The organism is Stieleria varia (assembly GCF_038443385.1).
In the GTDB taxonomy this organism is placed as follows: domain Bacteria; phylum Planctomycetota; class Planctomycetia; order Pirellulales; family Pirellulaceae; genus Stieleria; species Stieleria varia.
Genome location: NZ_CP151726.1, coordinates 3,561,641 through 3,575,014 on the forward strand (window position 1 = coordinate 3,561,641; position 13,374 = coordinate 3,575,014).

A 13,374-nucleotide genomic window follows, 5' to 3' on the forward strand; every position below is an offset into this window, starting at 1 on the left:
CCAAGAGAATAGATGCAATGTCTTGAGCAACAGCGAATGCATTCAGTCGCCACCTGCGACCGCCTTCAGCTCCTCTGCTTGCCGCAGAATCCGTTCAACGTCCTGTTTTCGAAGCGCATCGAGTAGCTTGCGTTGCTGCTGACTGTCCAGCTTCGTTGTGATCTCTTCCTCGTGTACACCCAGAGGAACATTCTCCAGTGACCAATCGTCGCTGCGTTGCGTGGCAAAGGGGATGTCCGTCACGCGTTCGGCTTGCAGGTTACCCAGCGGACTGCGTCCCCAAGCGTAGCGATAGTGAATCGGATGGGCGACCATGGGACTGCTCAGCACCAAGACCTTCTTGTCCGTTTGCGGCTGCCCGCGATCATTCTTGCCGGTTACGAGATGCTCGGCTTCGGCAGGGTGAAACTTTCTGTCTTCGCCTGCCACTGCAAACCCAAGAATCGGGCCGCCATCGTCAACCGCGCTTGCCGGTTCATCCAAATGCAACTCAATATGGTCGTCAGCGACGTTGATGCTCGTCACCATCGGCGGTTTCCAGCGAATCGATCTTTCGAAACCATACTGAGTCGCCAGCGCCCAACGAGCGATGCGTTCTCCGGCTGGGATCTTTAGCTGAGGGTGGTACCAACGGCGACGCAGGTCGTAGGTACTGGTAAAGCCGATGTTTTTGTCGCCCGCGTTGTAAAGGTCCAAGAATGTTTGATACTGAGCTTCTCGGATAAAGGGCCCCGGATTGGCCATCATCTCACAGTAGTTCTCCAGCGTCTGCACGTTTCCTTCGGTACAGAGAGATAGGATTCCAAAGGGCATGTCGGGATCGTCAAACGCCGCCCGCCAGGAAGCGATCATTTCAGGAAACACATAGCGGTACATGATCGTTCCCTCGGTTCCGTTAAAGCAATTGTTGTAGCCTTGGTGAAAGATGGCTCCTTTGATTTTGAGTCCCGATAACGGACCGATCATGCTGGCGAAACAGTTGCCGGGACGATTCTGATCCATCGCGGGGCCGGGACGCAGATCGGTCGGCTCGGTCTCGCCTGCTGGCATCTCGCGGCCTTCCTTCTTGAATCGCTCAACCTTTTGTCGATGGTTCGCAATGCGTTGCTCCAGATCGGCTTGGGAATCCCAGGCCGCAACTTTCTGATCCCACTCTTGCAGGACCGTCTTGACCTGCGGCGAATCGATTTTTCTCAGCACCGCATCGGGCGTCCATGTCTCCACGGTGGTCCCACCGCGTGATGCATCGATCACTCCCATGGGCACCTGGGAAGCCATATGAATGCGTCGAGCAAACACGTATCCGATCGCGGAAAGTTCGCGGACGATCTCGGGGGAGCATTCGTCCCAGTCACCTTTGCGATAATGACGTCCGAACCAGTCGCTCCATTCGTGCAGTCGAGCGAAGCCCTCCTTTTGATCCGGTCCGTTCATCGCTGGAACGGTCAGGATTCGAATGTTGGGGTAGTGAGCCGAGATGATTTCTAGCTCGCCGTTTTCGACCCGGTCCAACGGGAATTCCATGTTGCTCTGACCACCCAACACCCAAAGGTCGCCGATCAAAATGTTGTTCAGCGTCAGCGTTTGGCTGGCGCCTCTGACCGTCATCGTCTGCGGTTCGGTGTTGACTGCCATCGCAGGCAATGACACTTTCCAAGTTCGGTCTTCCGCAGCCGTTGCCGTTTGTTCCTGATCAGCTAGCGAGACCGTGACGTTTTCACCGGCGTCCGCCCATCCCCAAATGACGATGGGTTTATCGCGTTGTAGAACCATGTTGGATTGGAATACATTGCTGACGCATAAGCCTTCGCTGATCGCAGGTACGTCAATGACATCCTCACGCGGCATTCGAGCGTTCTGGGCAAGTCCGATGTCTGCGATGAACGCGGTCAGCAGACAGAGGAACGTCACGAGAGAGGTATTCTTGAGCATCAGACTTCTGTAGATGAGACGGGATGAGGGTAAGAGACGTAGTGGGATTCGCCAGAATTTCCTCGACTTGTAAGCCAGAGAAACCCGGGTCAGGGGAATTCTGGCGAATCCCATTACGGGGAATCACGGCTCGAGTTACGCCAGGATTTCTTTCACAACACGAGCAGGTTCTTCCACTCCGGTCAGGCGTTGATCCAACCCCTGGAACTTGAAGGTCAACTTGTTGTGATCGATTCCCAACTGATGCAAGATCGTTGCGTTGAGATCGCGGATATGGACGCCGGTGTCGTCGAGAATATTGTAGCTGTGGTCGTCGGTCATCCCGTATTCAAACCCACGCTTGATCCCCGCACCCGCCATCCAGATCGTAAAGCAACGTCCGTGGTGATCGCGGCCGTGATCGTCTTTGGTCAGGTTGCCTTGCGAATAAATCGTACGCCCGAACTCGCCACCCCAAATCACCAACGTGTCGTCGAGCATACCACGTTGCTTTAAGTCTTTTATCAGCCCCGCGGCAGGTTGGTCGATGTCGGAACATTGCTGACGAATCTTGGACGGCAATGAACCGTGTTGATCCCATCCGCGATGAAAGAGTTGGACATAGCGAACACCTTTCTCGACCATCCGCCGTGCCAGCAAGCAGTTGCGTGCAAAGCTACCGGGCGTATCGACGGCGTCACCATACAAACTTCGCACGTGTGCCGTCTCTTGTCCAACGTCCATCAATTCGGGAACTTCGCTCTGCATGCGAAAGGCCATCTCATACTGTGAAATCCGTGCCTGCGTCTCAGGATCGGCAAACTTGTCGTAAGCGACTTGGTTCAGCTCCCCGAGTCCTGTCAGCATGTCGCGGCGAGCTTCACGTGGGATGCCGGGCGGATTATTCAGATACAGCACGGGTTCGCCGCTGCTACGCAACTTGACGCCCTGGTGTCGGGCGGGCAAGAAACCCGAACCCCAAAGTCGATCGTACAACGCCTGTAATTGACCACGACCTCTTGAAATCATCACGATGTACGCGGGCATGTTGTCGTTCTCGCTGCCTAGGCCGTAGCTCAACCAAGCCCCCAACGCCGGCTTGCCTTGCTGCTGGACGCCCGTGTTGATGTACGTGATCGCCGGGTCGTGATTCACCGCTTCGGTGTGCATCGATTTGACGATCGTGATGTCATCCACGATACCGGCAACATTTGGCAGCAGTTCTTTGTTGACCCAAGTCCCGTGGTTGCCGAAACGCTCGAACTCGAACATCGGTGCTACGCATGGAAACGATTTCTGGCCGCTCGTCATCCCCGTCAATCGTTGACCTTGCCGAACCGACTCGGGCAACTCTTCGCCGTGAAATTTGCGCATTTCCGGCTTGTAGTCAAACGTGTCGATGTGACTCGGACCGCCAGCCATGAACAGATAAATGATCCGCTTTGCTTTGGGGGCAAAGTTTGGAAAACGAGGTAGTCCCGGATTCGATATCCCGCGTGCCTGGGCATTCATTGCAGCACCACCCAACAGCGAAGACAATGCGATCCCGCCGAGACCGTAGCCCGATTTGAGCAGCAAGTTGCGTCTTGATTCGATTCGTGGATCCATGATTCAACCTCGTGTGAGTGCTTCGTCCAAGTTCAAGATCATCTGAGCGATGACGGTCCATGCTGCGTGCTCGATCGGATCAAGCGATTCATCGCGTTTCCATTGACCGACGGACAAGAACTGCTGGGCGGCGTCCGGATTCGCTGCGAATCGTGCCAGCTCACGCTCCAGGATACCAGCCAAGATCTGTTGCTCACGCTGCGTCGCAGGTCGCGATGTCGTCAATTGGTAGGCCAAATCAATACGTTCGGTCGCCGATTGCTTCGTCGTTATGATTCGCTGCGCAAACGCACGAGCCGCCTCCACGAACTGCGGATCGTTCAGGGTCACCAGGGCTTGCAGTGGTGTATTGGTTCTGGCTCGTTTGACCACGCATTTTTCACGCGAGGGTGCATCGAAAATCAACATGTTGGGCATCGGTGCGCTTCGCTTCCAGTATGTATACATGGATTTGCGATACAGGTTGCGGCCCGAGTCTTGGTTGTACCGCAGCCCTCCGTTGAGACTGACTTCGTTCCAAATGTTCGGCGGCTGGTACGGTTTGACGCCCGGCCCGCCGACTTCATCGACCAGCAAACCGCCGATCGCCAACGCAGAGTCGCGAATGAACTCGCCCTGCAGACGAAAGCGGGGGCTTCGCGACAACAACAGGTTTTCCGGATCGTGTTGTGCTTGAGCCTCCGAGCGTCGCGAGCTTTGACGATACGTCTCTGACATCACGATGGTCTTCATCATCCGCTTCACATCCCATCCCGACTCGACGAAATCAACCGCCAGCCAGTCAAGCAATTCGGGGTGCGTGGGCGGCATCCCCTGGGCACCAAAATCACCGGCGGAACGAACCAGTCCGTTGCCAAACAACAGCGTCCAGTAACGGTTGATCGCCACGCGTGCGGTGAGAGGATGTTGGGGATCGGTCAGCCACTGCGCCAGCCCCAAGCGATTGGCCGGGGCATCCTCGGGCAAGGCAGGAAGTGCTTTGGGAACACCAACCGTGACCGACTCGTCTTCTCTGGGGGAATCATATTGACCGCGGTCGAGTACATACGTCATCCGCATTTTGTTGGGCGGATTGTCCGTCATGATCATCGACGTCAAACGCGTCGCCTCAAAATCACCAAGCTCTTTGGCCGACTTGTCGATCGCTTTGCGTTGTTTTTGGTACTCGGCATCGTGATTGGCAAGGTAAAAGGTTTTGAGCGTTTCGTTCTGCTCTGCCGTGCGATTTTCTTTCGCGGTGTTCAAGATTCCGTTGATCACGCTGTCCTTGGCAAGTGCGACTTCCTCCGGCGACAGCTCCCGGTTGTAGATGCGAATGTCATCAACCTCTCCCTTCCAGTTTGCACCGGCGGATCTGCTGCCGATCTTGAACGCCGCAGTCGTGTCGATCGTGTTCTTCAGCGAGTCGGCTTCGATCTGGTTCTCGGAAAGTTTTCCGTCGATGTAGACCTTCACACCCGCCGCTTTCATTTCGCCGTCATACGTGACGACGACGTGCTGCCAGGTATCGATCTTGAGTTCATCCTTGGAGACCACTTTGATCGCATCGTCTTGCCATTTGCTGATGATGTGGGTTCCCACATTGCGACCTTGCACCCAAAGGTCGTATCCACGGTAGGCGTTGTTGACGTCCATTTTCGAGAAAACGGCCCCACCGCTCTTGCCGTCGTACTTCATCCATGCGGCGAAGCTAAACGGTTGATTGTGCGCTAGCTGAGTGGACTCCTCGTTGAGAACGTAGTTGCTGCTCCCATTGAGCTTCAACGCTTTGCCGCCATCCCGATCGACCAACTCGAATTTGCCGCTCTCAAGGGTGGCGGAGGATCCGGTGATGCCGTTGGTGAGTTCGTTATTTGCTGAGGTGTCAAAGGCGAACCATTGGACGAGGCCGGGTATGTCCGTTGGCTTGCCAGCGGCTTGCGCCTTTTGGGTTTCCTCCTTGGCCCATGCGTTGAACTTTTCTTCGACGCTGGAGACGTATTTTTCAAGAGAGCGTTGCTGAGTTTCGAGCTTCTCCGAAAGTTGTTCGCGTTTCAATTGGCGTTCTTGCATGTAGGCCGATGCGACGAAATCCGAGTCGACTTCCACGGTTGGCGTTTGGTTGCCGTTTCGTGTTTGCATTCCAGGGTCGGCCGTGTTGTTGAAATAGGCAAAGAACTGGTAGTACTCCTTTTGAGAGATCGGATCGTACTTGTGATCGTGACACTGCGCGCACTCCATCGTCAGGCCTAGCCAAACCGTACTGGTCGTCGCCACGCGATCAACGACGTACTCGACTCTCAGTTCTTCCGCAAACGCACCTCCCTCGTCACTGGTCGCGTGATTGCGATTGAATCCAGACGCGATCTTTTGTTCCGTCGTAGCATCGGGAATCAGGTCTCCCGCCAACTGCTCCGTCGTGAATTGATCAAACGGCATGTTGCTGTTGTACGCATGGATCACCCAATCCCGCCAAGGCCACATGTCTCGAGGTCCATCGGCGTGCATCACGCTGGTGTCCCCGTATCGAGCCGCGTCCAACCAAGCGAGCGTCATGCGTTCGCCGTAAGCATGCGAAGCCAACAGTCGATCGACGACACGTTCATACGCAAGCTCCAGGCCGCGTGCTTGGATGTCGCTGAGAAACGCGTCGACGTCATCGATCGACGGTGGGACACCGGTCAAGTCGAACGTGACGCGTCGAATCAGAGTTCGCGGGTCAGCGGTTTCGGAGATCGACAGCGGCGTGTTTACTAATCGTTGGCGGACGAAGTGGTCGACCGGATTTCCGGAAACTCGCTCGACGGATTTTTTCGGCGCGACGAACGCCCAGTGGTCTTGGTACTCGGCTCCCTGCTCGATCCATTCCTTCAACAGATCCTTTTGCTCTGTCGTCAGCGTCTTGTTGGACTCGGGCGGAGGCATCACTGCATCAGCGTCATCGGAAAAGATCCTGGCAACGAGTTCACTTGAGTGAGCCGCTCCCGGCTGGATGGCCCCCGAATCGATGGCAGCATCTCGCAGGTCCAACCGCAACCCGGCCGCCCGCGTCGATTCCGCCGGTCCGTGACAGAGAAAGCAGTTGTCCGAAAGGATTTGCCGGACGTCACGATTGAAATCGATTTCATCAGCGCTGAGGGAGCCAACTGCCGTCGCGACCATCGAGATGGCCAGCAGATTCTTGAGTGCCCGATTCATCATGAAAACAGCGAATGGTCTTGGGGAGGGTTGCGCTGAATCGCACTCACGCCGTGGGGGAGATGGCCGCGTGAGGCCGCGATCCAAAAGGAGGAGCCTCATTATAGACCAACGCGAGAGCTCGCATTGATAGAGAATCGCCAAGGCATCTCACGAAAACTCACGCAGAGGGATTTCACAGGACCCCGGCAGAAATTTGCCTCGTTTTACGGCGAGAAAGCAAAAGCCAGCGTAGATCATTGCTCACGCGGCCTCAAAATCGAATGTTGCCAGGATTCACTTCGGCGATGAAACCTGACGTCGAAAACGATTGGGTGACGTGGACTCTGTGCGGTGAAAACGGTACCCTGGGTGCCGGTGCCGGTGCCGGTGCCGAGTGAGTCGAGTAACTCAACATCAAGACGTTGCCGATAGGTATCAATCTGCTCTTCATACCCGACGGGTAGTTCAATGATTTCATCCGATATGCCGCGTTCAGCCGACGTTGAGCTATGGCTCCATTGTGGTGGACAGCGGTTTGAGTTGGGCCAAGTGGGAGGCGAGATTCTGATTCTCGCCAAACCAGAGCCGATTCCCGGCGGCGAAGCGGTCGTTGAAACCATCATCGACGGTCATTCCCAGCGTTTCTCGATTGGAGTGATTGCAGCGCACTCGGGTGAGTCCAAGCGGATCGCCTTCTCGCGTCCTTCGTAGAAGACTGATGCGGGGTGCATGACACGTTTGATCACTCCGACGTCGGATCCGGTTTAACCGCGATAACGTTCAACGAAGCCCCCGGCTTCGGCGTTTTCGATTCACCGGTATCCGTAGGTGATGTTCGACCTAACACGGCCTACCCTTCGGGCACGGGTTAAACGAAAATTTATCGGTGTTGGGTTTAACCGAATCCGATCGCAAGGCAGGATTGGGACGCTGATTTGATGACAACCATTCACCAAAAGTGATTCAATTGATGAAACCCATTCTCATTACCACAGCCGCTTGGATGCTGTTGCTTGTTGCGGTGAACGATGAGGCGATCGATGCCGAGGAGCCGAACACGAACGAGAGTGCTGCTGCGTCGGATTCGATCGGTCGGTCGGAGGTCTCCCACGCGGATGTCGTCGTCTATGGTTCGACACCGGGCGGTTTTTGTGCCGCCATTGCCGCGGCTCGCGAGGGTGCTTCGGTGATTCTACTGGAGCCGACGGATCATGTCGGCGGCATGAATACCGGCGGGCTGAGCCATTGCGACTCCAACCAAATGGTCCGCAGCACGGTGATGGGCCTGTTCGATGAATGGCACAAACGCGTGGTAAAAGATTACACCGATCGCGGCTTGAAAGCTCCCTACGAACCGACGCGAAAAGACCAGTCCCTGTGGACCTTTGAGCCGCACGTGGCTATGCGTGTCACGATGCAAATGCTTGAGGAGGCCGGCGTCACGGTCTTGACCGAGCGATATCTGACGGCGGTCGAGAAAGGCGGGCCGCGGATCACGTCGTTGGTCACCAAGAACGGCACCTTCACCGCCAAAGTCTTTGTCGACGGCACGTATGAAGGAGACCTGATGGCGGCCGCCGGAGTGGACTGGACGATCGGACGCGAGGGACGAGATGAATATGGTGAGTCGTTGGCGGGTAAGCAGTACCCAAAGAAAAAGATGGCCATCAACGGATTGAACGAGTCAGGAAAGCTGTTGCCCCTGCTGACGACCGAGGATGCCGGGCCTGAGGAAGCCGGCGACAAGAACATCATGACGTACAGTTTCCGATTGTGCCTGACAGCAGATCCGAACAATCGCGTAGAGATGCCCAAACCCGCCAACTACGACCCGTCACGATTCGAGATTGTCCGCCGCGCGTTGCGGGCGGGGGAGAGAGCTATCGGCTTTGACCTTTATCCATTGCCCGGCAAAAAGCTCGACGGCAACAACTCCATCGGCGGACAGTTCTCGCTGGGCTTGGTCGGCGGTGGGAAGAACTGGCACTCGGCCGACGAAGCGGGACGGCAGGAAATCTGGGAAGCACACAAACAGTACACACTGGAACTATTTCACTTCCTGATCAGCGACCCGGATGTGCCTGCTGGGATCCGCAACAAGTTTGCCAGACTCGGTCTGTGCAAGGACGAGTTCGCGAGCTATGGCCATTTCTCTCCCGCACTGTACGTCCGCGAGTCACGGCGGATGATGGGCATGTACGTCATCCGCCAGCAAGACATACTCGATTCGCCGAGCAGGAGTGATCCCATTGCGATCTCGTCTTTCCCGATCGACTCCCATGATTGCCAACGGATCGCGCTGGCAGACGGAGGAGTGATCAACGAGGGAACGATCTTTCCCGTGAGGCGCAAAAACCCTAAGCAGGGCTACGCTTACCACGTCCCGTATCGCTCGATACTGCCGCACGCCGAGCAGTGCGAAAACTTGGTGGTGCCGGTCGCGCTTTCATGCACACACGTGGGGATTTCCTCGTTGCGTATCGAAGGAACGTGGATGATCATCGGCCAGAGCGCGGGGATCGCCGCGGCATTGGCGGCGAGCAGCGATGTTCCTGTCCAGGAACTGTCGTACGTAACACTTCGCGAGCGATTGCTGGCTCAGGGACAAGTTCTCGAATTACCGGATGTTCCTGATCTGTCCGCGTCAGCTGTTTCGATCGACCCAGGCTCTCTACCGGAAATCGTGCTTGACGACGCCACAGCAACACTGGCTGGTGAATGGACTCATTCGATCAACTTTGCGCCACACATTGGCAAGGGATATGTCTTTAGCGGAGAGAAAGATTCGAAGGCAAAAGGTGACGGAGAATCGGTTGCGACCTTTCGATTCAAGGCGTCAAAGTCCGGTGAGTACCAATTGCTGATGGCTTATTCCGCCCATGAAAGCCGGGCAACGAACGTTCCCGTAACCGTTTCATCCGGACCACACACCAAGACCCTCGTGGTGGACCAAACCATACCGCTCCCCCCTGGCAAACATTTTCGTCCACTGGAAACCGTCGTTTTGAGCGCGGATGTGGAATCCATCATTCAAATCACGAACGCAGAGACAACCGGTTTTGTTATCCTGGACGCTTTGCAACTGCTGCCAGTCGAATGAACAACGTCAAGGTTTCGAGATTGGCAGGCGAAGCAATCGTCAATTCCTATCGAGCCTATCTCTTTGACGACTCAGCTGCTCAAAGTTTGGTGTTGTGTCTTTTTGGTTTTGCGCAAGTTTATGTCCCTACTGCCGGCGCAGCTGGCGGCACCAGTGAGCCTCAGACGCTAGCCGTGGGCCTGAGGCGGATTGTGGTGCCGGCCCACGGCTAGCGCCTGAGGCATCACTTTGATTGCGATGCATGGAACAAAAACATGGACTTAAAAAAGATGTCAGCATCAAACTTTGAGCAGCCCAGTTTATGTCCCTACCGCCGGCGCATCTGGTGGCACCAGTGAGCCTCAGGCGCTAGCCGTGGGCCTGAGGTGGATTGTGGTGCCGGCCCACGGCTAGCGCCTGAGGCTCACTTAGATTGCGATGCATGGAAGAAAAACATGGACTGGAAAAAAATGTCAACACCAAACTTTGAGCAGTCCAGTTTATGTCCTTACTGCCGGCGCAGCTGGTGGCCCCAGTGAGCCTCAGGCGCTAGCCGTGGGCCTGAGGCGGATTGTGGTGCCGGCCCACGGCTAGCGCCTGAGGCTCACTTTGATTGCGATGTATGGAACAAAAACATGGACTGGAAAAAAATGTCAACACCAAACTTTGAGCAGTCCAGTTTATGACCCTACCGCCGGCGCAGCTGGTGGCCCCAGTGAGCCTCAGGCGCTAGCCGTGGGCCTGAGGCGGATTGTGGTGCCGGCCCACGGCTAGCGCCTGAGGCTCACTTAGATTGCGATGCATGGAAGAAAAACATGGACTGGAAAAAAATGTCAACACCAAACTTTGAGCAGTCCAGTTTATGACCCTACCGCCGGCGCAGCTGGTGGCCCCAGTGAGCCTCAGGCGCTAGCCGTGGGCCTGAGGCGGATTGTGGTGCCGGCCCACGGCTAGCGCCTGAGGCTCACTTTGATTGCGATGTATGGAACAAAAACATGGACTGGAAAAAAATGTCAACACCAAACTTTGAGCAGTCCAGTTTATGACCCTACCGCCGGCGCAGCTGGTGGCCCCAGTGAGCCTCAGGCGCTAGCCGTGGGCCTGAGGCGGATTGTGGTGCCGGCCCACGGCTAGCGCCTGAGGCTCACTTTGATTGCGATGTATGGAACAAAAACATGGACTGGAAAAAAATGTCAACACCAAACTTTGAGCAGCCCAGTTTATGTCCTTACTGCCGGCGCAGCTGGTGGCCCCAGTGAGCCTCAGGCGCTAGCCGTGGGCCTTAGGCGGATTGTGGTGCCGGCCCACGGCTAGCGCCTGAGGCTCACTTTGATTGCGATGTATGGAACAAAAACATGGACTTAAAAAAGATGTCAACACCAAACTTTGAGCAGCCCAATCCTTATTCCATTGTTGTTCGCTTAGCTTGCCTAGCGTCGCTGCTGGTAGGCTCTTCTTCAGTATCAAGGGCGGATCCGCCGCCGGAGCATGCAGGCAAACCGGAGCATGCAGGCAAAAACGTCACTCGCATCGACTTGTCTCATTGGAAGTTGACGTTACCAACCGATTCGTCGGGCAACTACGGCGGACATGCAAGCGAAGTTTCTGCTCAAAGGCTTGTCGCCGGGTTCACGGATTCGCACTTCTACGCTGATCCAGATGGTACCATCGTTTTCTGGTGCCCCGTGGCGGGCGCCAGGACAGATGGAACCAAGTTTCCTCGGTGCGAACTGCGCGAGATGTTAAAGCCAGGCGACGAAGATACCAACTGGACCTCCACTGGGACACACATCCTGCGCGCTCGTTGCCGACTCACGCAGCTTCCAAGCAACCCCAAAGTCGTGATCGGTCAAATCCACGGCTACACGGGCGAGGCTCGACCGCTGATTAAACTACAGTACTTTAGAGATCACATCGAAGCTCTTGTGAAAATCAGCCCAAACTCAGGGAAGGACCGCAAGCTGACCTTCGCCGATGTCCAGGTCGGCGAGGACATTCGCTACGAGATCAAAGTGCAAGACAACATGCTGTTTGTCACGGTCAACGGCGAAACCCATTCAGAAGACTTGCAGAAGAATGACCCGGATTGGCTTCGACAGACACTTTACTTCAAGGCCGGCGTCTATTCACAAGACAACGAAGGCCCATTGACGGAAGGCGCAAAGGCCGTGTTCACCGAGTTGACGGTCACTCATCACGAGTAACACGGAAAAGGAATCGTCGTTTACCGATCGCGTTTCATCGGACAGTCGGAGAGAGGAATTTATGTTTCAGATCAAGTTGTTGTTGACAGGCCTGATTGCGGTCTTTACCTCCGCTGCCGTCTTTGCCCAGCAAGGCCGAGCGATTTCGTTGAAGTCCCAGATTTCTCATGTTCAACCGATGACGGGGATCGTGCTCTGGTCGGACAACGATGACGTATCCAAGCATGCCGATGCGATTGCGCTTGAGTATCGGTATTGTGGGTACAACGAAGTGGTCGACGCGAGCGGAAACTACGACTTCGGCAAAATTGATTCTATCCTGGACGAGATCGCCGCCCGAAATCATCAAGCGGTCTTGCGTTTTTATTTCTGCTATGTCGGCAAAGAAACCACGGTGCCAGAGTTCATTTCATCGCGACCCGACTACCAGGAAACCATCGGGATCAGCGAGAAGCAAAAAACGCATTTTTGCGACTGGAGCAATCGGGCACTGCAAGCATTCACGCTTGAGTTCTACACCAAGTTCGCTCAGCGATACGACCAAGACCCGCGGATCGCTTTTCTGCAGACCGGTTTTGGATTGTGGGCGGAGTACCATATCTACAGTGGCCCCAAACAGATGGGGCAGACATTCCCGTCAAAGGAGTATCAGGCGGTGTTCTTGCGGCATATGGACGAACAGTTCCAAAGCTTGCCCTGGTCCATCAGCATCGATGCGGCCGACAACGACTACACGCCACTGGAAGAAAACCAAGAGCTTCTTCGTCTGAACTTTGGATTGTTTGACGACTCGTTCCTGTGTAAGCCACACCCAAAGGAGAACGCGGTGAATTGGAAGATCCTGGGAGGGGATCGCTGGAAACGACAACCGGCGGGCGGCGAGTTTAGCTACTACAACAAAAAGGATCAGCGGAACGCGTTGAGCCCTGAAGGCCCCAATGGGGTCTCCTTTGAAGATGCCGCCAAGCAGTTTCACATCAGCTACATGATCGGCAACGATCAGCCTCGGTACCAAGGCATTCAGCGTATCCGATCGGCAAGCATGGCGACGGGGTATCGGTTTCGCGTTACCGCAGCGGTGGTGACCGGCAAAGACTTGGTGTTACGAGTCGTCAACGAAGGCGTCGCGCCGATTTATCGGGACGCTTTTTTTGCTGCGGGAACCAAGCGGTCGAACGCCTCGCTACGAGGGTTGCTGCCGGGCCAAAGCATGGAATGCACGATCAGCGGCATCACGGAAGCGGACATTCAGCGGATTTTTATTGAAAGCGACGCGATCCTGCCGACCCAGCGGATTCAGTTTGATTCCGACTTGCCGTAGCAGTGAGACTGAGGAACCTCGATGAAATCACCAAAAAGACGCATTGACATATCGTGAGCTACCGATATATTGTGTGTATCGAATTTGGGAGA

General features: G+C 55.5%; 7 protein-coding genes. 4 read left to right on the plus strand and 3 right to left on the minus strand.

Going from position 1 to position 13,374, the window contains the following annotated elements:
• Positions 1-42: 42 nt before the first annotated feature.
• From Pla52nx_RS11760 to Pla52nx_RS11770, 3 genes are all read right to left on the minus strand, one after another.
• A complete protein-coding gene (locus Pla52nx_RS11760; RefSeq protein WP_146520169.1) occupies positions 43-1,932 on the minus strand; it encodes a hypothetical protein in 1,890 nt (629 codons plus the stop codon).
• Between the two features lie 135 nt (positions 1,933-2,067).
• Entirely contained in the window at positions 2,068-3,519 is a 1,452-nt protein-coding gene (locus Pla52nx_RS11765) for a DUF1501 domain-containing protein (RefSeq protein WP_146520168.1), read from the minus strand.
• A 3-nt stretch (positions 3,520-3,522) separates the two neighbouring features.
• Positions 3,523-6,699 (minus strand): DUF1553 domain-containing protein, encoded by a 3,177-nt coding sequence (locus tag Pla52nx_RS11770; RefSeq protein WP_342190386.1) that lies wholly within the window; start codon positions 6,697-6,699, stop codon positions 3,523-3,525.
• Positions 6,700-7,146: 447 nt separating this feature from the next.
• On the opposite strand from Pla52nx_RS11770, the gene Pla52nx_RS11775 reads away from it, so the two are divergent.
• The 4 genes from Pla52nx_RS11775 (at position 7,147) to Pla52nx_RS11790 (ending at position 13,282) form a co-directional block, all read left to right on the plus strand.
• The gene (locus Pla52nx_RS11775; protein ID WP_146520166.1) at positions 7,147-7,389 is read left to right on the plus strand and encodes a hypothetical protein; all 243 of its coding nucleotides are present in this window, start codon (positions 7,147-7,149) and stop codon (positions 7,387-7,389) included.
• A 259-nt stretch (positions 7,390-7,648) separates the two neighbouring features.
• Positions 7,649-9,778, plus strand: coding sequence for an FAD-dependent oxidoreductase (locus Pla52nx_RS11780; RefSeq protein WP_197454597.1), 2,130 nt, complete (start codon positions 7,649-7,651; stop codon positions 9,776-9,778).
• A gap of 1,349 nt (positions 9,779-11,127) precedes the next feature.
• Complete coding sequence (locus Pla52nx_RS11785; protein WP_231741992.1) at positions 11,128-11,961, plus strand: polysaccharide lyase family 7 protein; 834 nt, start codon at positions 11,128-11,130, stop codon at positions 11,959-11,961.
• A gap of 61 nt (positions 11,962-12,022) precedes the next feature.
• Complete coding sequence (locus Pla52nx_RS11790; protein WP_197454596.1) at positions 12,023-13,282, plus strand: DUF4832 domain-containing protein; 1,260 nt, start codon at positions 12,023-12,025, stop codon at positions 13,280-13,282.
• The last annotated feature ends 92 nt before the right edge of the window (positions 13,283-13,374 follow it).